The sequence below is a fragment of the Amycolatopsis roodepoortensis genome (genome assembly GCF_024628825.1).
Lineage (GTDB): Bacteria > Actinomycetota > Actinomycetes > Mycobacteriales > Pseudonocardiaceae > Amycolatopsis > Amycolatopsis roodepoortensis.
This window is the reverse complement of sequence record NZ_CP102415.1, coordinates 2,372,422-2,392,898: the sequence shown is the minus strand read 5'-3', so window position 1 is coordinate 2,392,898 and position 20,477 is coordinate 2,372,422. Positions and strand designations below refer to the sequence as shown.

Annotated in this window: 22 protein-coding genes; 13 read left to right on the top strand and 9 right to left on the bottom strand. The window is 69.9% G+C overall.

The features are described from left to right. Positions 1–5: 5 nt before the first annotated feature. Positions 6–851 (bottom strand): alpha/beta fold hydrolase, encoded by an 846-nt coding sequence (locus NQK81_RS11060; protein WP_257488097.1) that lies wholly within the window; start codon positions 849–851, stop codon positions 6–8. A 58-nt stretch (positions 852–909) separates the two neighbouring features. Between NQK81_RS11060 and NQK81_RS11055 the strand changes: the two genes are divergently transcribed. After that, entirely contained in the window at positions 910–1,437 is a 528-nt protein-coding gene (locus NQK81_RS11055) for a CGNR zinc finger domain-containing protein (protein WP_257488096.1), read from the top strand. Between the two features lie 306 nt (positions 1,438–1,743). Here the strand turns inward: NQK81_RS11055 and NQK81_RS11050 are convergent, their stop codons facing one another. Then, entirely contained in the window at positions 1,744–2,271 is a 528-nt protein-coding gene (locus NQK81_RS11050; RefSeq protein ID WP_257488095.1) for an amino-acid N-acetyltransferase, read from the bottom strand. 88 nt (positions 2,272–2,359) lie between these two features. Here NQK81_RS11050 and rimO point away from each other — a divergent pair, with 88 nt between their 5' ends. The 4 genes from rimO to NQK81_RS11030 all read left to right on the top strand — a co-directional run bounded on the left by rimO (position 2,360) and on the right by NQK81_RS11030 (position 5,455). Continuing rightward, the gene (rimO, locus tag NQK81_RS11045; protein ID WP_126737585.1) at positions 2,360–3,808 is read left to right on the top strand and encodes a 30S ribosomal protein S12 methylthiotransferase RimO; all 1,449 of its coding nucleotides are present in this window, start codon (positions 2,360–2,362) and stop codon (positions 3,806–3,808) included. Next, on the top strand, positions 3,805–4,446 hold the full coding sequence (gene pgsA, locus NQK81_RS11040; RefSeq protein WP_126737586.1) for a CDP-diacylglycerol--glycerol-3-phosphate 3-phosphatidyltransferase: 642 nt from the start codon (positions 3,805–3,807) through the stop codon (positions 4,444–4,446). Before rimO ends, pgsA begins: the two co-directional genes overlap by 4 nt. Beyond that, positions 4,443–4,904 (top strand): CinA family protein, encoded by a 462-nt coding sequence (locus NQK81_RS11035; RefSeq protein ID WP_257488094.1) that lies wholly within the window; start codon positions 4,443–4,445, stop codon positions 4,902–4,904. The genes pgsA and NQK81_RS11035 overlap by 4 nt, the downstream gene beginning before the upstream one ends. Before the next feature lie 101 nt (positions 4,905–5,005). Further along, positions 5,006–5,455: a helix-turn-helix domain-containing protein gene (locus NQK81_RS11030; RefSeq protein WP_185927427.1), complete on the top strand. Its 450-nt coding sequence runs from the start codon at positions 5,006–5,008 to the stop codon at positions 5,453–5,455. A gap of 52 nt (positions 5,456–5,507) precedes the next feature. Here NQK81_RS11030 and NQK81_RS11025 read toward each other — a convergent pair whose 3' ends face one another. Then, complete coding sequence (locus NQK81_RS11025) at positions 5,508–5,984, bottom strand: carboxymuconolactone decarboxylase family protein (protein WP_257488093.1); 477 nt, start codon at positions 5,982–5,984, stop codon at positions 5,508–5,510. Positions 5,985–6,152: 168 nt separating this feature from the next. On the opposite strand from NQK81_RS11025, the gene NQK81_RS11020 reads away from it, so the two are divergent. The 4 genes from NQK81_RS11020 to NQK81_RS11005 all read left to right on the top strand — a co-directional run bounded on the left by NQK81_RS11020 (position 6,153) and on the right by NQK81_RS11005 (position 11,125). Further along, entirely contained in the window at positions 6,153–7,034 is an 882-nt protein-coding gene (locus NQK81_RS11020) for an RNA polymerase sigma-70 factor (RefSeq protein ID WP_257488092.1), read from the top strand. A 194-nt stretch (positions 7,035–7,228) separates the two neighbouring features. Next, entirely contained in the window at positions 7,229–8,074 is an 846-nt protein-coding gene (locus tag NQK81_RS11015; protein ID WP_126737591.1) for a PspA/IM30 family protein, read from the top strand. Positions 8,075–8,148: 74 nt separating this feature from the next. Then, positions 8,149–9,132 carry a phage shock envelope stress response protein PspM gene (gene pspM / locus NQK81_RS11010; protein WP_257488091.1) on the top strand — a complete coding sequence of 328 codons (984 nt, stop codon included), beginning with the start codon at positions 8,149–8,151 and terminating at the stop codon, positions 9,130–9,132. A 394-nt stretch (positions 9,133–9,526) separates the two neighbouring features. Beyond that, positions 9,527–11,125 (top strand): amidase family protein, encoded by a 1,599-nt coding sequence (locus NQK81_RS11005; protein ID WP_257488090.1) that lies wholly within the window; start codon positions 9,527–9,529, stop codon positions 11,123–11,125. Here NQK81_RS11005 and NQK81_RS11000 read toward each other — a convergent pair. Continuing rightward, on the bottom strand, positions 11,085–12,134 hold the full coding sequence (locus NQK81_RS11000; protein ID WP_257488089.1) for a quinone-dependent dihydroorotate dehydrogenase: 1,050 nt from the start codon (positions 12,132–12,134) through the stop codon (positions 11,085–11,087). The two genes, NQK81_RS11005 and NQK81_RS11000, sit on opposite strands and share 41 nt — an antisense overlap. Positions 12,135–12,163: 29 nt before the next feature. Beyond that, complete coding sequence (locus NQK81_RS10995) at positions 12,164–12,757, bottom strand: TetR family transcriptional regulator (RefSeq protein WP_257488088.1); 594 nt, start codon at positions 12,755–12,757, stop codon at positions 12,164–12,166. Positions 12,758–12,823: 66 nt separating this feature from the next. On the opposite strand from NQK81_RS10995, the gene NQK81_RS10990 reads away from it, so the two are divergent. Beyond that, on the top strand, positions 12,824–13,708 hold the full coding sequence (locus NQK81_RS10990; RefSeq protein WP_257488087.1) for an SDR family NAD(P)-dependent oxidoreductase: 885 nt from the start codon (positions 12,824–12,826) through the stop codon (positions 13,706–13,708). On the opposite strand, the gene NQK81_RS10985 is transcribed toward NQK81_RS10990, so the two are convergent. The 4 genes from NQK81_RS10985 to NQK81_RS10970 form a co-directional block, all read right to left on the bottom strand. Next, positions 13,705–14,265, bottom strand: a complete 561-nt coding sequence (locus NQK81_RS10985; RefSeq protein WP_257488086.1) for a GNAT family N-acetyltransferase — start codon at positions 14,263–14,265, stop codon at positions 13,705–13,707. The two genes, NQK81_RS10990 and NQK81_RS10985, sit on opposite strands and share 4 nt — an antisense overlap. 358 nt (positions 14,266–14,623) lie before the next feature. Next, positions 14,624–15,673, bottom strand: a complete 1,050-nt coding sequence (gene add / locus NQK81_RS10980; protein WP_257488085.1) for an adenosine deaminase — start codon at positions 15,671–15,673, stop codon at positions 14,624–14,626. Positions 15,674–15,799: 126 nt separating this feature from the next. Further along, positions 15,800–16,603 carry a DNA-formamidopyrimidine glycosylase family protein gene (locus NQK81_RS10975; protein WP_257488084.1) on the bottom strand — a complete coding sequence of 268 codons (804 nt, stop codon included), beginning with the start codon at positions 16,601–16,603 and terminating at the stop codon, positions 15,800–15,802. Positions 16,604–16,609: 6 nt separating this feature from the next. Next, positions 16,610–17,467: a ParA family protein gene (locus NQK81_RS10970; protein ID WP_257488083.1), complete on the bottom strand. Its 858-nt coding sequence runs from the start codon at positions 17,465–17,467 to the stop codon at positions 16,610–16,612. Between the two features lie 109 nt (positions 17,468–17,576). Here NQK81_RS10970 and NQK81_RS10965 point away from each other — a divergent pair, with 109 nt between their 5' ends. From NQK81_RS10965 to NQK81_RS10955, 3 genes are all read left to right on the top strand, one after another. After that, positions 17,577–18,311 carry a methyltransferase domain-containing protein gene (locus tag NQK81_RS10965; RefSeq protein WP_257488082.1) on the top strand — a complete coding sequence of 245 codons (735 nt, stop codon included), beginning with the start codon at positions 17,577–17,579 and terminating at the stop codon, positions 18,309–18,311. A 218-nt stretch (positions 18,312–18,529) separates the two neighbouring features. Further along, positions 18,530–19,747, top strand: a complete 1,218-nt coding sequence (gene dinB / locus NQK81_RS10960; protein ID WP_257489738.1) for a DNA polymerase IV — start codon at positions 18,530–18,532, stop codon at positions 19,745–19,747. Between the two features lie 197 nt (positions 19,748–19,944). Continuing rightward, positions 19,945–20,358: an SCO2097 family morphological protein gene (locus NQK81_RS10955; RefSeq protein WP_125675808.1), complete on the top strand. Its 414-nt coding sequence runs from the start codon at positions 19,945–19,947 to the stop codon at positions 20,356–20,358. Positions 20,359–20,477 lie beyond the last annotated feature (119 nt).

Here is a 20,477-nt window from a genome sequence, read left to right as displayed (position 1 = left end):
GCCTTTCAGAGATGTTGCGCGAGGAAGCGGTCGATCAGTTCGCTGATCGGTTCGAGGTCCTCTTCCAGTGCGAAATGCCCGGTGTCGAAGAGGTGAACCTCCGCCGAGGGAACATCATTCCGGAACGCTTCGGCGCCCGCAGGGACGAAGAACGGGTCGTTGCGCCCCCACACGGCGAGTACGGGTGGCTGGGCTTCGCGCAGCCAGGCCTGGAAGCGCGGGTACGCGGGCGGGTTGTTCCGGTAGTCCCAGAACAGGTCCAGCATCGCCTCCGCCCGGCCGGGCAGGCCGAGGAAGTACTGGTCCAGCAGGTGGTTCGCGGGGTCGACGGTCTCCGGATCGCGGGCGCCGCTGTACTGGAACCGGATCTGCTCCGGTTCGAGGATCGCCTCGAACCCGCGCCGCGCCTCGGTTTCGTCGGTCAGGGAAGGGAAGTCCGGCATCGCCGGGCCGAGCCCTTCGACGTAGGCGTTGCCGTTCTGCGTGATCAGCGCCGTGATCTGGGACGGGCGCGAGACGGCCAGCCGCAGGCCGGTCGGGGCGCCGAAATCGAAGACGTAGAGCGCGTAGCGGCGCAGCTCCAGCGCGTCCACGAAGTCGCCGACCACCTCCGCGAGCCGGTCGAAGGTGAACGTGAAGCCCTCGGGTGTGACGGTCTGCCCGAAGCCGGGCAGGTCCGGTGCGATGAGCCGCCACCGGCCGGCGAGACGGCGCATCAGCCGCACGAACTGGTGTGAAGACGTCGGGAAGCCGTGCAGCAGGAGCAGCACGGGTGCTTCGGGGTCGCCTGCTTCGCGATAGAAGACCTCGACGTCGCCGACTTTGACGGAACGGTGCCGGATGGCGGCCATGGACACTCCCTAATGGTTAAAACTGTCTCGAACCATTAGTACCTGATAGTGTCACGGCATGCTCGATCTCGACTCGCTTCCCGGTGACGATCTCGCGGTGAACCTCGCCGACACCGTGATGCTGGCCGTCTCACCGCCGATCGACCTGCTCGACGGCGGTCACGCGAAGTTCTGGGCGACCCAAGATTTGCCAGAAGGCGCCCGGGCGCCTTCGGTCGAGCAGACGAGGCGCCTGCGTTCAGCGGTGCGTGAACTGCTGGAGGCGACCGTGGCCGCAAGGGAGCCCGAGGCGTGGGCGGTGGAGCGGGTCAACGCGGCCGCGGCGGCCGTCCCGACCAGCCCACGGCTCACCGCCGACGGAGCGGAGACGTGCTGGCATGGCGAGGACGGCGGCGAGATCGCGCTGGCCGCCGTGGCGGTCGCGGCGATCGATCTCGTTTCCGGGCCGCGTGCCGCACAGCTGCGGCGATGCGGCGCGCACGACTGCTCGATGCTGTTCGTGGCGGCCAACAGCAGGCGGGTGTGGTGCACGCCGTCGCTGTGCGGCAACCGGGTGCGAGTCGCGCGCCACGCCAAGAAGGGCTGAAAGCGCCTCTTCATGAGGTTTCGATCTGGGTACCCGCTGGTCTGGTGTCTCCAATGGCGCATTCGGGACACTCAGCGTCTCCAATGCGACATTGGGGACACTGGGCGTGGGGCTCTCTGGGCAACTGAGGGCTGAAAGCGTCCTTCGCTGAGTGCATGCGGTGAAAGCGCCCTTCATCAGGTTCGATGTGGGTGTCCGCTGGTCTTGTCCCTGTCGCATTGGGGACGGGGAGCGTGGGGCCCTCTGGACGGCTGAGTGGTGAAAGCGCCCTTCGCCGCGTCTCTCGCGGCTGAAAGCGTCCTTCAGCTAGAGCTCCAGCAGCATCCGGCTGTTGCCCAAGGTGTTCGGCTTCACGTACGGCAGGTCCAGGAACTCCGCGACACCCGGGTCGGCCGAGCGCCGCATCTCCTCGTAGACCTCCTGGGTCACCGGGGTGCCGTCGATCTCGACGAACCCGTGCCCGGCGAAGAAGTGGGTCTCGAAGGTCAGCACGAAGAGCCGCTTCAGCCCGATCTCGCGGGCGAAATCGATCAGCTGCGCCACCAGCGCGTGCCCGATGCCGCGTCCCCGGGAGTCCTTGTCGACCGCGATGGTGCGCAGCTCGGCGATGTCCTCCCACAGCACGTGCAGCGCGCCGCAGCCGAGCACGTCGTCACCGTCTTCGACGACCCAGAACTCCTGGACGCTCTCGTAGAGGGTGACGAGTTCCTTCTCCAGCAGCACCGTCCCGGCGTCGGAATCGACCAGCGCCTTGATCTTGCGGACGTCCGCGATCCGCGCCCGGCGGACGGTGGGGCGGCGGCGCGGGAGAGGGTCTGAGGGCACGTCCACCATTAAGCCATCCCCGGCGCCCGGGCCGGCCGAGGGCTCGCCCGAGCGAGCGATCGCCGGCCCCGTGGGCAGGCCAGCTACCCTAAGGCACGTGCCTTCTCCCACCACTGATCCTGTCGCCACCCGTCGCGTTTCCTTGTTGACCCTCGGTTGCGCCCGCAACGAGGTCGATTCCGAGGAACTCGCCGGACGGCTGGCGGCGGGCGGCTGGGAGCTCGCCGCCGAGCCCGAGGACTCCGACGTCGTGGTGGTCAACACCTGCGGCTTCGTCGAGTCCGCCAAGAAGGACTCGGTCGACACGCTGCTCGCGGCGTCCGACACCGGCAAGAAGGTCGTCGCCGTCGGCTGCATGGCCGAGCGCTACGGCAACGAGCTGGCCGAGAGCCTGCCCGAGGCCGACGCGGTCCTGGGTTTCGACCACTACGCCGACCTCGCGGAGCGGCTCGACGACGTCGTGGCAGGCCGCAAGGTCGAGTCCCACACCCCGTCCGACCGCCGCAAGCTGCTGCCGATCAGCCCGGTCCAGCGCCCGACCGCCGCCGAGTCGGTCGAGGTGCCGGGGCACGCGCAGCACGGCTGGGGCCCGCGTGTGCTGCGGACCAGGCTCGACACCTCCCCGGTGGCCGCGCTGAAGATCGCCTCCGGCTGCGACCGCCGCTGCTCGTTCTGCGCGATCCCGTCGTTCCGCGGGTCCTTCGTGTCCCGGCAGCCGGACGAGATCGTCGCCGAGGCGATGTGGCTCGCGGAGAACGGCGTCAAGGAGGTCTTCCTCGTCTCGGAGAACTCCACCTCCTACGGCAAGGACTTCGGCCGTGACGGCGCCCGCGCGCTGGAGCTGCTGGTCCCGCGCCTGGCCGCGGTGCCGGGGATCGAACGCGTCCGCGTCTCGTACCTGCAGCCCGCCGAGACCCGTCCCGGCCTGGTCAAGGCCATCGCGACCACGCCGGGCGTCGCCGACTACTTCGACCTCTCCTTCCAGCACTCCAGCGAGACCGTGCTGCGCCGCATGCGCCGCTTCGGCTCCACGGACTCCTTCCTCGCGCTGTGCGACCAGATCCGGGAGTACTCGCCCAACGCCGGCATCCGCACCAACGTCATCGTCGGCTTCCCCGGCGAGACCGAGGAGGACCTCGCCGAGCTGGAGCGCTTCCTGACCGGCGCGCGGCTGGACGCGGTGGGCGTCTTCGGGTACTCGGACGAGGACGGCACCGAGGCCGAGACCTTCGACGGCAAACTCGACGAGTCCGTGGTGGCCGAGCGGGTCGCGCGGATATCCGCGCTGGTCGAGGAGCTGACCTCGCAGCGGGCCGAGGACCGGATCGGCGACTTCGTCGACGTCCTGATCGAGCAGGCCGAGGACGGCGAGGACCCGATCGGCCGCGCCGCGCACCAGGCCCCCGAGGTCGACGGCGAATGCGTCCTGATCGAGACCGAGGACCTGCCCCCGCTGGCGGTGGGTGACTTCGTGCGCTGCGAGGTCGTCGACTCCGAGGGTGTCGACCTGATCGTGCGGCCCGCGCCGCCCGAGGCCGACCGGTGAATGCCGCCCCGAGCGACGCCGGGGCCGGTGAGGGGACGGGCGGTGAGCACGCCCGGGTCCCCGAGGCCACCCCGGTCCCGACGCTGAACCTGGCGAACCTGCTCACGATGTCGCGGCTGGTGCTGGTGCCGCTGTTCGTGCTGGCGCTGTTCACCGGCGACGGGGCGGACACCTTCTGGCGCGCGATCGCCACCGCGCTGTTCGCGATCGCGTCGTTCACCGACCAGGTCGACGGCTGGGTCGCGCGCAAGTACGGGCTGATCACCGACTTCGGCAAGATCGCCGATCCGATCGCGGACAAGGCGCTGATCGGCGCCGCGCTGATCGGGCTGAGCGTGCTCGGCGAACTGGGCTGGTGGGTCACCATCGTCATCGCGGTCCGCGAGATCGGCGTGACGCTGCTGCGGTTCTGGGTGATCCGGCACGGCGTCATCCCGGCCAGCCGGGGCGGCAAGGCCAAGACGCTCGCCCAGATCGCGGCCATCACGGCGTACCTGCTGCCCCTGCCCGAGGCCGCCGAGCCGGTGCGCTGGGTGCTGATGGGGCTCGCGCTCGTGCTGACCGTCGTGACCGGGCTCGATTACGTCGTGCGCGCGGTCCGGCTGCGCGCGGCCGGAAGGCGTGCCGCGGGCGCATGAAACCTGAGACCTTGATCACTCACCTGATCGAGCGGGGGGAGACGGTGGCGACGGCCGAGTCGCTGACCGCCGGACTCGTCTGCGCGACGCTGACCGAGGTTCCCGGTTCGAGTGCCGTCGTCCGGGGTGGACTGGTGGTCTACGCCACCGACCTCAAGGCGAAGCTGGCCGGGGTCGACGAAGACCTCCTCGCCGCGCACGGCGCCGTCCATCCCGAGGTCGCGGCGCAATTGGCCGCCGGCGCGCGGGATCGATGCGGCGCCACCTGGGGCCTCGGCCTGACCGGCGTCGCGGGTCCGGACGGGCAGGACGGCGTCGCGCCGGGCACCGTCCACGTCGGCCTCGCGGGCCCGGAGGTGCTCACCGTTCGCACACTGGACTTGAGCGGTGATCGAGCTTCGGTCAGGGCCGGGTCGGTCTCGGGCGCGTTCGCCCTGCTGGGGGAACATCTCGCATGATCGCCGCGTTCGCCCTTGGCGTATTGCCGTGTCAACACCTGCGCCCGGGGCACCGCTCTGGGTAACGTAGGGGGTAGTCAGTCCTGGAAGGGAGGCGCGTGATGACCGTGCTGTTGCGCGAGGCGATCGGCGACCGGCTCCGACACGCCCGCACGAACCAGCGTCGAACGCTGCGGGACATCTCCCGCGCCGCCAGGGTGAGCCTCGGTTACCTGTCCGAGGTCGAGCGCGGGCAGAAGGAGGCGTCCAGCGAGCTGCTGGCGTCCATTTGCGAGGCCCTGGACCTTCCGCTGGGCGAACTCCTGCACAAGGTCGCGGCGGACGTCTCGGCGATGGACAACGTCGAGGTCGCCCCGGTGGACGAGAAGGTCGAAGCGGGCAAGCGGCGCGCTCCGGAGCGGGAAGGCGCCGAAGCGGGCGAGCTCGAAGGCGGCCGCCTGGTGTCCGAGCTGATCGGCAACGACCTGGCCGACCTGCGGATCTCGCCGCCGCCGCGGATGAGCCCCGCGCTGCGGACGACGATCTCCGCACCGAAGATGGTCGCCGCCTAGCGACGCTGTGAACGGCAAGAGGCCCCAGGCAGTCCGCCTGGGGCCTCTTCCGTCAGTTGTCGAACGTGCCCGGCTGGTAGGAGCCGCCCTTGGTGTGGGTGACGACGAGCAGCCGGTTGGCGGCGTTGATCATCGCGACCAGGTAGATCAGCGCGGCGACCTGGTCGTCGTCGTAGTGCTCGCGCACCTGGGCCCAGGTCTCGTCGGAGACGCCCTGGTGCGCGTCGGCGATGCGGGTGCCTTCCTCCGCGAGCGCCAGCGCGGCCTGCTCGGCCTCGGTGAACACCGTGGATTCGCGCCAGGCGGCGACCAGGTTGACGCGGACCGCGGGTTCGCCGGCGGCCGCCAGGTCCTTGGCGTGGGCGTCGACGCAGAAGCCGCAGCCGTTGAGCTGGCTGGCCCGCAGCGACACCAGCTCCTGGGTGACCTTCGGCAGGGTCGAGCCCTTGATGGCCACGCTGACATTGGCGAAGCGCTTGCCGAGCTTGGCGCCGAGCTCGTTGGCGTTCAGATCGAAACGGGAATCCATGATCGTCCTCTTTCGTGGTCGTCTGCTGAACCGGACGACCACCAGATGCCGGTGGCCCGGCGCCGCTGACAGCACCAGGGCGTGACGTGTGTCACGGCACTGACATGTCAGAAATCGAGGGGACGCGGCGTCTGGTGGTGGCACCTTCGCCGAGAACAGGAGCCGTCCATGTCCGACACCGCCACGGAGGCGTTCGTCGCCCACCGGAACCTGCTGTTCACCGTCGCCTACGAGATGCTCGGCTCCGCCGCCGACGCCGAAGACGTCCTCCAGGAGACGTGGCTGCGCTGGTCGGGCGTCGATCTCGGCACCGTGGAGAACCCGAGGGCGTACCTGGTCCGCATCACCACCCGGCAGGCGCTCGGGAGGCTGCGCACGCTCGGCAGGCGCAAGGAGTCCTACGTCGGTCCGTGGCTGCCCGAGCCCCTGCTCACCAGCCCCGACGTGGCCGAAGACGTGGAACTGGCCGACAGCGTCTCGATGGCCATGCTGCTAGTGCTCGAGACCCTCACCCCGACCGAACGCGCGGTGTTCGTGCTGCGCGAGGTGTTCGACGTGCCCTACGCCGAGATCGCCGAAGCCGTCGGCAAGACCCCGGCCGCGGTCCACCAGATCGCCCACCGGGCGCGGGCGCACGTCGCCGCGCGGAGGCCCCGTGGTGCGGCGTCGCCCGGCGAGACCAAGGGCGTGCTCGACGCGTTCCACCGCGCGGTCCGGACCGGTGACCTGCAAGGACTGCTGGACGTCCTCTCGCCGGACGTCGTCTTCCTCGGCGACGGCGGCGGAGTGGCGCAGGCCCTGCTGGAGCCCGTGACCGGCGCCGCGCTGGTCGCGCCGCTGCTGGCCGCGAGCCGTCCGGTGCGGGACGACGCGGCGACGATGCGGACGGCGCAGGTCAACGGGTATCCCGCGCTGATCCTCCGGCTCGGTGACGAGGTCGACACCGTCGTCGCGCTGCGGGTGGAGGACGGGCTCATCACCGGGCTCTACGCCGTGCGCAATCCCGAGAAGCTGTCACGCATGGACGAGGAGACCGCGCTGCGCCGCTGACGGAGGGCCGAGCCGAAAGGTCGTGGACATCACAGTCAGGGGGATCCCTGAATTCCGTCGGGGTCGCCTGGAACGCGGGACGCCGACCTGACACGATGGAACTCAACGCCGGGGTCGGGACGTTGCAACATCACAGAGGGGACGCCCCACCTCGAGGTAACAGCCCGTGGGATGCGAGAAGGCAGGCGGAGGAGATGGCCAACCCGTTCGTGAAGTTCTGGAAGTACATGATGGCGGCGTTCTCGTCGAAGATCGACGAGCACGCCGACCCGAAGGTACAGATCCAGCAGGCCATCGAGGAGGCGCAGCGCAACCACCAGGCGCTGACCCAGCAGGCCGCCTCGGTGATCGGTAACCAGCGTCAGCTGGAGATGAAGCTGAACCGCCAGCTCGGCGACGTGGAGAAGCTGCAGGCTTCGACCCGCCAGGCGCTGGTGCTCGCCGACGAGGCGCGTGCCAAGGGCGACGAGCAGAAGGCGACCGAGTTCGAGAACGCGGCGGAGAGCTTCGCCGCGCAGCTCGTCACCGCCGAGCAGAGCATCGAAGACCTCAAGACCCTGCACGACCAGTCGCTTCAGGCTGCGGAGCAGGCGAAGAAGGCCGTCGAGCGCAACGCGACCATGCTGCAGCAGAAGCTGGCCGAGCGCACCAAGCTGCTCTCGCAGCTGGAGCAGGCGAAGATGCAGGAGCAGGTCTCCGCCTCGCTGAACCAGATGAGCCAGCTGGCCGCGCCGGGCAACACCCCGTCGCTGGAAGACGTTCGCGACAAGATCGAGAAGCGCTACACCACCGCGCTGGGCTCGGCCGAACTCGCACAGAACTCCGTCCAGGGCCGGATGATGGAGGTCCAGGCCTCCACGACGCAGCTCGCGGGGCACTCGCGGCTGGAGCAGATCCGCGCGTCCATGAAGGGTGACTCCGTCGCCCAGGTGACCGACGGCAAGACCGCCGCCGCGCCGGCGAAGGGGTCGAGCTCCGCGGACATCCAGCGTGAGATCCAGGCACGGGTTCAGGCCGAACAGGGCAAGAACCCCGCCTGACACACCAACGGGAGCCGGTCCCGCACCCCGCGCGGGTGCGGGACCGGTCTCACCAGAAGACAGGGGAGAGGGCAATGGGCCAGGGCAGGCGCAAGGACTTCGGGGAGTTCACCGCCAAGCTTGAGAAGCACATCGAGAAGCTGCCCGACTACGCCCAGCGCGCGCAGGAGAAGCTGCAGCGCTACATCCCGCCCTCCGAGCAGGGTTCTCCGCGGCCCGCTCAGCCGGCGCCGCCCAAGCCGCGCCCGCAGATGCCCGCGATGCCGGCCATGCCGAAGATCTCCCAGCAGCTGACGTCGATGGCCGCGGGCCAGATCCCGGTCGTCGCCGACGCGAAGGCCAAATGGGCGCGCTGGAACGAACCCGCCGCCAAGCTGGAGCGCCGCAAGCGCCGCACCTCGCGGGCGCTGACGTTCTGGATCCTCCTCACCTTCCTTTGTGGACTGTTCGCCGTCGTCGCGGGCACCGGCCTGTTGAAGGACGGCCAGGCCGACGTCCTCCAGGCCATCGCGGGCGGCGCGTTCGCCGTCATCTTCGGCACCTTCGGAGTCAAGTCGGGGCTGCGGCTTCGGGAGCTCAAGCGCACCGTGCTGCCCGCGGCGCCCGCCGCTCCGCCGCCGCTGCCTCCGGCGCGGTCCGTCGCGCGGGAGCCGATGGAGCGCCTCGCCGAGAGCGAGGCTTCGCTGGCGGAGCTGCTTCGCCAGCTTTCGCAGCCGACGTCGCTCGGCACCATGCCGGTCTCGGAGATCGCCGTCGCGGACGCCCGGACCACCGCCGCCGAGGCGGCGCAGGCCCTGCGCGGGCTGGCAGGCCGGATCCAGGCCATCGAACGCGGACGTGACGCCGCGCCGGAGCGGGAACGCGGCGCCCTCGACGCCGCCGTCAAGCAACTCCGCGAGCAGCTCGACGACGGTCTCGACGGCTACGGCGGTCTCGTCGCGGCCGCCGGCCACACCGTCGCCGCGAGCTCGGACGGCATGACGTCGTCCAAGGAGCAGCTCTCCGACGCGACCGACAAGCTCGCCGGCCTCGCGATGGCCCTGCGCGAACTGTCCTGACGCGTAACTCGCGTGCTTGGAGCCGTAACTCGCGTGTTTGAAGGCGTATCTCTTGAGTTACGCCTTCAAGCACGCGAGTTACGCGTTCGATCACGCGAGTTACGGAAACGGGTAGGCTCTGAGCAGGCGCTTTCCTGGACCATCGTCTCATTCGTCGTCGCTAATACTCCATTGCGTAACGACATGCTCACTGTGTGATACCGAAACGCTCGCGTAACCCGAAACCGCTGGTGAGGGCGACTCGCGATGCCTAACGTTTCCTTCATGCACGTAGTGCTCTTCCCAGCTCGGGCCTGAACCCAGCCCGCGTGAGCGGGCGTCCCAGGGTGGCGGACCGGACACAGTGGATCTCGCGCAGTGGTCTTTCTCGTCCCCACCGAGGAAAGGACGCCCAGTGACGACGCTCCCCCCGGAACCAGAACCGACCCCCGCTCCTCCTCCCAGTGCCTATCAGCGCGTCATCGCCGCCTACGACCGGATCGTCGAGGTCGACCGGCCCGACGTCTGGATCACCTTGCGTCCCGTGGAAGACGCCCTCGTGGACGCGAAGGCGGTCGACGAACGTCTTCGCGCGGGCGCGGAACTGCCGCTCGCGGGGACGTTGGTGGCGGTCGCCGACGTCATCGACGTCGCCAGTGCCACCTCCGTCTCCCGCCTGACCGCGGCCGGCGCGGTCGTGATCGGCAAGACCAACTGCGACCGGTTCGGCAGCGACCTCGAACACACCCGCAGCCCATACGGCGCCGTGAGCGCCGCGCTCAACACCGATCGGGTCTCCGGGAGCGCGAGCAGCGGCGCGGCCGTCGCCGTCGCGCTCGGCCTCGTCGATCTGGCGGTCGGCACGGACACGGCCGGCGCGGGCCGGGTTCCCGCTTCCCTCAACGGGATCGTCGGGTTGAAGCCGACGCTGGGGCTCGTGCCGAAGACCGGCGCCGCGCCGTGCGGCGGGATCGCCGTCTTCGCCCGCAGCCTCACCTTGGGACAGCGCGCCCTGGGGCTGATGACCGGTCCCGACGGGATCGACCCGCTTTCCCGTGACTGGCCGCCGGACGTCCGGCTGTCCGCGGGCGACCGGCCGCGGGTGGCGATCCCGGGCTCCGGCACGCTCACCGGCCTGTCGCTGCAGTCCCGGTCCGCCTTCCTCGGCGCGGTTTCCGCGCTTCGGGCGTCCGGCGCACGGGTGGAGACCGTGGAGGTCTCGGCGTTGCTGACGGTGGGCGGGTTGATCCACGACGACGGCTTCACCGCCGACCGGGTGCGTGTCGCCGAGGCCGGGATGCTCGCGCTCCGAATGCTGTCGGAGTACGACGCCCTCGTGCTCCCGACGGTCGCGGATCACCCCTCGGTCGCCGAGGCACTGTCCGATCCGGACGGTGTCGCGAAACGGCTGGAGCGGTTCACCGCGTTCGTCAACCTGCTCGACCTCGCCGCGGTCACGGTGCCGTCGTCGCCGTCGGATCTGGGGCCGTACGGGGTTTCCGTGGTGGTGCGGCCGTTCGACGACCAGGTCGCCATCGACCTCGCCGCCGTGCTGACCGACGAACAGGCCGATTTCCCTTATCCCGCACCGGGTGCGGATCTCGTGGTGTTCGGCGCGCATCTGCGCGGCCAGCCGTTGAACGGAAGCCTGGTCGCCGCGGGGGCCCGGTTCACCGGCCTGGTCCGGACCGGCGAGGGCTATCGGATGTTGTTGCTGCCCACCGATCCACCCCAGCCGGGAGTCGTGCCGGTGAGCGCCACGGGCGAGCACACGATGCTTTCGGGTGAACGGTGGCGGCTCTCGCCAGCCGCGCTCGGTGCCTTCGCGGCGACGCTGCCCGCCCCGTTCGTCCTGGGCCGGATCCGGTTGGAGCACGGGGAAACCCCGCTGGCGGTCCTGTGCGACCAGGCCGCCGCGGCGACGGCGACGGAGTTGACGAGATACCAGTGCTGGCGTGCCTACCTGAGGTTCGTCAGTACGGCCGGGCCGCGAGACCTCGGGCGACCCGCTTGACCAAACCGGGGCCGTGCAGGGCGAAACCGGTGTAGAGCTGGACCAGTCCGGCGCCGGCGTCGAGCATCCGGGCGGCGGCGCCGGCGTCGAAGATCCCGCCGACGCCGATGATCGGCAGCTTGCCGCCGGTCTCGTCGTGCACGAACCGCACCACCTCGACCGAGCGCGCGGTGAGCGGGCGGCCGGACAACCCGCCCGCCTGCTCGCCGATGGCCGCTTCAGTCGGGGCGATTCCTTCGCGTGACAACGTCGTGTTGGTCGCAATCAGCCCGGCGACACCGTGGTCGAGGCAGACCTCCAGCAGCTCCGCGAGCGCTTCGTCGGTGAGGTCGGGGGCGACCTTCACCAGCACCGGCGTCGGCTTCGCGTCCCCGGCGAGCTCGGCCGAGGTCTTCCGCAGCTCGGCCAGCAGCTCGGCCAGCGCGGACTTGTCCTGCAGCGCCCGCAGCCCCGGCGTGTTCGGGGAACTGACGTTGATCGCGAAGTAGTCGGCGTACGGGTACAGCGCCCGCAGCGAGAACCGATAGTCCTCGACGGCTTCGTCGAGCGGGGTCACCTTGGACTTGCCGATGCTGACGCCGAGCGGCACGGGCGGTTTCCCGGTCGCGGCGAGACGGGCGGCGAGCGCCTCCGCGCCCTCGTTGTTGAAGCCCATCCGGTTGATCACGGCGTCGGTCTCGGCGAGGGTGAACAGCCGCGGTTTGTCGTTGCCCGGCTGCGGATGCCGGGTGACCGTGCCGACCTCGACGAAGCCGAAACCGAGCGCGGGCCAGGCGTGCAGGGCGCGGCCGTTCTTGTCCATCCCGGCGGCGAGGCCGACCCGGTTCGGGAAGCGGAGCCCGAGGAAGGTGACCGGATCGTCCGTCCGGTAGACGCGGCCGAGCGCGGCGAGCGCGGGGGAGACCCGGCTCAGCCTGGCGAGCGTGCCGATGGTGCGTTCGTGCACGGTTTCGGGGTCGCTGCCGGAGACCCGGTAGAGAGCGGGGCGGACGATCTTGTCGAAGAGCACGGCCCCATCATGCCTGGTGGGTTCCGGAGTCAGTCGCCGAGTTCGCCGAGCCGGACGCGGGCCAGGGAGAATCCCCGGTCCAGCAGCGTGACGCGGTCCGCCGTGCCCCCGGATCGCAGCCATTCGGCCGACACGGCTTCGAGTACGGCCGTGGCGGCGTTCGTGAGCAGGTCCGCGGTGAACGCGTCCAGACCGGCACCCGGCCGGTCACGGAGTGCGTCGCTCACCCGCCTCCGCCATTCGGTCCGCCGCTGATACAGCCGTCCGCCCAGCGCCGGCGTCGCTTCGATGAGCCGGTGGGTCGCCAGCGTTCGTTCACTCGCGTGGATCTCTTCCTGCCAGTGCCGGAGGACGTGCTGCAGGGAGGTCCACGGGTCCTCCTCGGCGGGGCGGGCGGCGATGGCGGAGACCACGTTCTCTCCGGTGACGTCGATGCTGTCGAAGACGGCGTCCTCCTTCGTGGGGAAGTAGCGAAAGAAGCTGCGTTTGGTCAGCCCCGCCGCGCGCGCGATCTCGTCGACGGTCGTCTCTTCGAAGCCTTGGCGGGCGAACAGTTCGATGGCCACGTCGGCGAGTTCGGCCCGCACCGCGCGGCGCGTTCGTTCGCGTAGTCCTTCCGGCATGCACCGCAGTCTACTTTGCGTCATGTAGTGTCTATTATGACACCAAGTGACAGCTTTGGAGGCCGGATGAGGACGATGGACGGAAAGACGGTGCTCGTGACCGGGAGCACCGGCGGCATCGGCAAGGAAAGTGCCCGGCGGCTTGCCACCCTCGGGGCCCGGGTGATCCTCGTCGGCCGCGACAAGGCACGAGCCGAGGAGGCCGCGAAGGAACTACGCCGATCGAGCGGGCACACGAAGGTCGACGCGATCACCGCGGACCTGTCGCGGCTCCGTGACGTACGCCGGCTCGCCGAACAGGTCGCCGACCGGGTGGACCGCTTGGACGTGCTGATCAACAACGCCGGGGCGGCCCGGTCCCGGCGTGAACTGACCGAGGACGGGATCGAAACCGCCTTCGCGGTCAACGTCGTGGCGCCGTTCAGCCTGACGCATCGGCTACTGCCCACGTTGAAGCGGTCGGAGGCCGCTCGCGTCATCAACATCACGGGGGGCATCCCGCGCGGACGGATCGATCTCGACAATCTGCAGGGAGAGAAATCGTATGTGGGACTGTCGTTCTACAACCAGACCAAGCTGGCCCAGATGGCGATGAGTCATACCTTCGCGAAGCGGCTCGAAGGGACCGGCGTAACGCTGAACGTCGCGTATCCCGGCCATGCCCACACCTCGATGAACAAGGACCTCACCGCCGATACCTACCCGCCACTGGCCCGCCCGATCGTGCCGCTGCTCCGGCTGGTCATGCCCGTCCTCTACGGCCATCGCGCGGTGCTCAAAGCGACGAAGTCGAGCGTTCATCTCGCCTCCAGCCCCGAGGTCCGGGAAATCACCGGGGCCTATTTCACCAGCAAGGCCGTCCGTGCTCCTTGGCCCGAGGCCGTCCTTGACGAAACCACTCGTGGCGCGATCTGGGACCTCTGCGAGAAAATGTGCGGTGACCGGGCCTAGCGGCTCGCCTTCCACTCGTCTTCGAGCATCGCGAAGACGAGCTCGTCACACCACTCGCCCTTCACGATCTCGTTCTCCCGCAGATGCGCTTCCTTCTTCATGCCGAGGCGTTCCATCAGCGCGGCGGACGCGGTGTTGCGCCCGTCACAGCGGCCGATGATCCGGTGCAGGCCGAGGTCTTCGAACCCGAGCCGCAGCACCTCGACGGCGGCTTCCGCGGCGAGCCCCTTCCCGTGGTGATCGGGATGGAAGACGAATCCGATCTCGCCTTGGCGGTGCTCGCTGCTGAGGTATTCGAGGTTCAGGTCGCCGATCAGCCGACCGGTCTCGGTCAGTTCCGCTGCCACCGCGAGGAACTGGCCTTCCTTGGACACGGTGCTGCTGTGCACCCGTTTGGCGAGCGCGGCGGCGGATTCGGCCCGGCTGCGCGGGCCCCAGTAGAGGTAACGGGCGACGTCGGCACGGGACTGGAAGGAGTTGAGTTCGTCGAGATCCGCCGGCGTGAAGGCACGGAGGGTCAGGCGCTGGGTGATGATCGGGAAATCGGGCCTCAGCATGGCGTCAGGCTATCGAGTCGGCGAGGTTCCTGGGGGCGGAACCGCGGCGGACGGTCCTTCGGGGCGGCGGACGGCGCACACCCCGGAAATAGGGGTACCCCCGAGGCGGCTCCCGGACGCCGGAATCGGCGGCCGGGCCCGAGCCGGACCGGTGCTCGGGAACCTCGGGGGCCCGGTGACTGCCTGGTATTCGCTATCAGGCATCACGCGAAGCAGAGACGACGAGCCGAAGGTGGCTCCAACTTGCGTTGTATCGCTGCTCTGAAGTCCTACGCGTGGGGTCCGCTAGCGGACAGCCACCTCACGAGTCCTGTTGGAATACAACTTTGGACCACCTCCTCTCTCGTGTACCGCCACGCTATGCGAGGAGTTCGGGGTCCTGCAACAAGATTTCTTCGATCTCCGTCACCAGGACGGTCTTGTCCGCCGACGGCAGAAAAGAGGCGTCCACGGCATTCTTCGCGAACAGGGCGATTTCGGCCGCCGTCAGGCCCAGGGTCTCGGCCACCGCCACGTACTCGCCGTCGAGGGTGGCGCCGAACATCGGCGGGTCGTCGGTGTTGAGCGTGACCAGCACACCGTGATCGAGCAGCCGCCGCACGGGGTGCGCCGCGATCGACGCGAACTGCCCGGTCCGGATATTGGAAGTCGGGCAGACCTCCAGCGGGATCCGTTGCACGGCAAGGTGTTCCAGGAGCGCCGGGTCGGTGTGCGCGCCGACGCCGTGCCCGATCCGCTCGGCGCCGAGATCGTGTACCGCAGACCAGACGGTGGCGGGCCCGGTGGTCTCGCCCGCGTGCGGGACGCTATGCAGCCCCGCCTCCCTGGCCGCGGTGAAGAACGGGGCGAACTGGGCGCGGCCGACGCCGACCTCGGGGCCGCCGAGCCCGAAGGAGACCAGTCCTTCGGGGCGTTCGCGGAGCGCGAACACCACCGTCTCCCGGCCGGCCACGACGCCCTTCTCGCCGGGAATGTCGAAGCACCAGGCCAGCTCCACGCCGTGGTCCGCCCGTGCCGCCGCCCGTCCGGTGGCGAGACCGGTGAGGAGATCGTCCGCCGACATGCCGTCGAGGACGTGGTTGTACGGCGTCACGGTCACCTCGGCGTAGCGGGCGTTCTGCGCGGCCAGATCCGCCGCCAGCCCGGTGACGAGGGTGTGGATGTCGCGGGCGTCGCGCACCAGCGACGTCACCGCCAGGTAGTTGCGGAGGAAATGCGGGAAATCGCGGAAGGTGAAGAACTCGGCGAGCGCCGACGGCTCCGTCGGCACCCCCGCGGACGGGCGGCGGCGGGCCAGTTCCAGCACCGTGGGCAGGCTCGCCGAACCGACGAGGTGGACGTGGAGTTCGACCTTGGGCAGGGCGTGCACGAACGCGCGCAGCGCCGTGCCCGTGAGAATTCCGGGCATGACAAAGCTCCCTGGGAGAGAAGAGAAAGGTGACGTGCGGAGGGAGCGGGCGGCTCAGGGAGCGAGGTCGCCGCGTTCGGTGTCGGCCCCGTAGAGCGGGAGCTTGAACAGCGTCACGAGGCCAGCTTAGCCGCTCGGGGCGGGCCCGGACTGGCATTTCGGGCAGAACCACGTCGGCCTCGCCTGATGCCCGGCGCCCTGGGGTGCGACGCGAAGCCGTCCGCCGCAACGGAAGCAGCCCTGCTTGGTCCGCTCGTAGACCCAGTGCTCGCGGCCGCGGCGCAGATCGCCGGTGGTGGTCTGCGACGTGCGCCAGGCGTTGCTCTTCAGTAGCTTCCGGCCGAGCGCGACGGCCCTCGCCGGGTCCACTTCGGACACCGGTGTCCACGGCGTGACGCCGAGCAGAAAGCACATCTCGACCTTGTACATGTTCCCGATCCCCGCCATGATCCGCTGATCCAGCAGGGCATCGCCGAGTTCGCGGGCCGGATCCGCGGCCAGCGCGGCCGCCGCCCGTTCCGCGAGCTCGTCCGTCCATTGTGGATCGAGCAGATCCGGGCCGAGGTGCCCGACCAAGCGGTCTTCCTCATTCGTGGGCACGAGTTCCAGGTCGTGCACACGGAAACCGATCGCCTGCAGCTCCTCGGTGGCCAGGATGACCCGCGCCTGATGCGCCGGATGCCGCCAGCGCGCGCCCGCCCGGTAGACGTCCCACTTGCCGTCCATGCGGAGATGGCTGTGGAGGGTGAGGTCGCCGGAGAGGCGGGTCAGCAGATGTTTGCCGACCGTGCCGACGCCGAGCACGTCGCGTCCGGCGAGATCCGTCGTCGCCAGCTGGGGGACCCTGAACTCGCCTCGCAGCAAGGTCTTGCCCGCCAACGCCTTGTCGAGGACCTTGCCGGCGAGGAAGACGGTGTCGCCTTCGGGCATCGGACGTCAGCCCGTGCCGGTGTCGCTCAGCTTGGCGGGTGCCTCGGGCTCTTCTTCGCCGCGGACGCGATGCCGCCCGGCCCGGCCCGAGCGCAGGACCTTCGCGAGCACCATGTTGAAGGTGAGTGCGATCTCCTGCGCGCCGGGGGAATGCCACTCGTGGATCGGGCTGCACGCGCCCTGTGCCTGCTGCACGGCGAGCCTGTCCGGGATGGCCGTCGGCATCACCAGCGGGCCGAAGTTCTCCCGCAGCTCGGCCACGCGGAACTGGTGCTCGTAGGAACGCACGCGGAGCTTGTTGACCACGACGCCGATCGGCCGCAGCCCCGGGTTCTGCTCTTCGCGGATCTTCTCGATCGCGTCGAGCGCGCGGCGTGCGCCGGAGACGGCGTACATCGTCGGCTCGGTGACGATCAGGGCGCTGTCCGCGGCCACCAGCGCGGAGCGGGTCAGCCTGCCGAGCGACGGCGGGCAGTCGAGGATCACCAGTTCGTAGGGTTCCTCGCGCAGCGGGTTCGTGTGCAGCTCGTCGAGCGCGCGGGAGAGGTTCTCCAGGCGGCGGCTGTCGGCGTCGGGCTCGTTGAGCATCTCCAGCTCTTCGGCGCCGACGAGGACGTCGATCTGGTCGCTCCACACGCTGGGCGCGATCGCGCGTTCGAGCACCGAGCGCACCGGCGTCTCCAGGACGTCGGCCAGCGTGCGATCCGTGAAGGGCGGGTCCAGCGAGGTGGTGGCGTTGCCTTGCGGGTCGAGGTCGGCCACGAGAGTCCGGGCGCCCCTACGCAGCGCGGCGGACGCGACACCGAGGGCGACCGTCGTTTTACCGACGCCACCCTTCAGGCTGAGAACAGCGACCGTGTGCACTCGATACAGCCTACGGGCAGTCGGCGGGGTGGCTCCGTGGCAAGGTGTCGAACACCGCATCGGACTACACCCGGCGGGCCGGCGAAGGCGGGCATTACCCTGTGCGTTTATGAAGACGGACACCGTGGCCACGCGGGGATCGGGGGCGGTTCGCCGGGTTCTCGAAGCAGAACTCCGGGCCGCACGGGCGCGAGGCGCACAACAGCCGCACGTCGTCGACGTCGGCGGCGGCAGCGGCGGCTGGGCGGTGCCGCTGGCCTCGGCGGGTTGCCTGGTGACCGTGGTCGAGCCGAACCCCAACGCGCTGGCGACCCTGCGCCGCCGCGCCGAGGAAGAGGGCGTCTCCGGCAGCATCACGGTGATCGCCGACGACTCCGACGCGCTCGGCGCCCACGTCGCGGCGGGCTCGGCCGATCTCGTGCTCGCGCACGGGCTGATCGAGGTCGTCGACGACCCGGCGCTCGTGCTCACCGCGCTGGCCGCCGCGGTCAAACCCGGCGGCGCGGTCTCGGTGCTGGTGGCGAACCGCCACGCCGCGATCCTGCAGCGCGCGCTGGCCGGACGCCTCGGTGAGGCGAGGGAACTCCTCGCGGCCGAGAGCGGCGTCCTCGGCGGCGGCCGCGAGACCGTGCTGCGGCGCTTCGACGCGGAAGGCCTCCGCGCCCAGCTGGTCGCGGTGGGGCTCGAGGTGACCTCGCTGCAGGGCGACGGTGTCGTGGCGGACTTCGTGCCCGGCGGGGTGCGGGAAGAGGACCTGGCCGAGTTCGAGCTGGCGGCGGCTTCGGTCCCGCCGCTGCGGGACGTCGCCAGCAGGCTGCACGTCCTGGCCCATCGGCCGGCCTGACCTCCTCGTGAGTGGTGAGGACGGCTCGCCAGGGCGGTGTCGTGCCCGGCCACGGCCGACGTTGCGAAAGCCACTTTCGCAACGTTGAAGGTTGCGAAAGTGGCTTTCGCAACCCCCTGTCAAGCCCCCACAAGACACTGTCCCTGACCACTCACGAGACTGTCGGTGGTCCGGGCTAACGTCCGGGCGTGGGACGAAACGCTGAACTGCCCGGCGGGATGGCCCGCTACCGCGTGACGACCGGCGCCACCACCTGGCCCGACGACACCGGCTGCGGCCTGCTGCACGTCGACATGGACGCCTTCTTCGTGTCCTGCGAGCTGCGCACGCGCCCCGAGCTGGAGGGCGAGCCGGTGGTCGTCTCCGGCGGCGGGCCGAGGTCCGTTGTCGCGGCGGCGAGCTATGCGGCACGCGAGTTCGGCGTCCGGTCGGCCATGCCGTTCTCGACGGCCAAACGCCTCTGCCCCCAGCTGATCTGCATCACGCCGACGCCGGGGCTCTACGGCGAGGTCTCCAAGGGTGTCATGGGGATCTTCCGCGAGCTGACGCCGCTGGTGGAGCCGCTGAGCCTGGACGAGGCGTTCCTGGACGTCAGCGGGGCGCTCAAACGGCTGGACTCCTCACCCGCGCGGCTCGGCGCCTGGATCCGGGAGCGGGTCGCCGCCGACTTCGGGATCAGCTGCTCGGTCGGCGTCGCGAAGGTCAAGTTCGTCGCCAAGCTGGCGTCCGGGATGGCGAAACCGGACGGCATGGTCGTCGTCCCGGCGGCCGAGACGCTCGCGTTCCTGCACCCGTTGCCCGTGTCGGCGCTGTGGGGAGTCGGCAAGCGCACCGAGGAGCAGCTGCGGCAGCAGGGACTCGACACCGTCGCCGACGTCGCCGCCGCTCCGCTGTCCAGGCTGAGGCGGTCGCTCGGGCGGGCGCTGGGGGAGCATCTGTACGCGCTCGCGAACGGGCACGACGATCGCAAGGTCGTCCCGGAGTCGCCGGACAAGTCGATCGGCGCCGAAGTGACCTTCGACGTGGATCTCCACGACCGCGCGGCGCTGGGGCTGGAACTGCTCCGGCTGTCGGAACGCGTCGCCGCCACCCTGCGCCGCCGGGGGCTGCGCGGGCGGACTGTGTCGATCAAGGTCAGGTTCGCGGATTTCAAGACGATCACCCGCGCCAGGACGACCGCCGTCGGAGTGGACGTGGCCCGCGACATCCACCGCACCGCCGTCGAACTCCTCACCGAACACGCGCCGACGGGCGCAGTCCGCCTGATCGGGGTAAGGGTCGAGGGGTTGGACACGGAGAGTGACGGAGAGCAGCTGCTTTTCGAGTCACCCGAACCCCGTTGGCGGGACGCGGAAGTCGCCGCCGACGTCGCGAGGTCGAAGTTCGGGGCCGCCGCGGTGCGGCCCGCGTCACTGCTGACCCCTCGTGACCAGTGACTTAGCCCGCTCGGCCGTCTTCGAGAGAGCCGAGCCGGGTGGTTTCGGGCAATTCGATCCCTACTGGATACGGGATCGGGTAGTCGGACGAGCGCGGGGCTCGTATCCTGGACAGAGACACCCCGCCTGGGGTTGTCTGTTGGGTCCATGACGTTGCGCGGCCCGGCGCCCGCGACAGCTGTGCCGGAGGAGGAAAGATGCCACTCTCCGAGCATGAGCAGCGGCTGCTCGATCAGATCGAGCGCGAGCTCTATGCCGAGGACCCCAAGTTCGCATCCACGGTGCGAGGCACCCGGTTGCGCCGCCCCGCCCGCCGACGGCGTTTGCAGGGCATCGCCCTGTTCGTAGTGGGCGTCGCACTGTTGGTGCTCGGCGTGGTGGTCAACATCCGGGTCGCCGAGATCCCCGTGATCAGCGTGCTCGGGTTCCTCGTGATGTTCTTCGGAGTCATGATGGCCGTCACATCGATTCGGCAAGGAGCCGAAACGGAAGGCGGTAAGGACAGCGGTGGCCCGGGGGCCGGCGGAGGTGGCGGCAAGGCGTCCCCGCGCCGGAGCTCGTTCACCCAGCGCATGGAAGAGCGCTTCCGCCAGCGCTTCGAGGAGCAATAGCTCCCACACACGCGAACATGCCGGCAGGGCGACGCCCTGCCGGCATGTTCGCGTTGTCGTGCGCCGGGATGGCCGACGCCCGTACCACGTGGGTCGGGTTGGTCGTGAGTGGCGTTTCG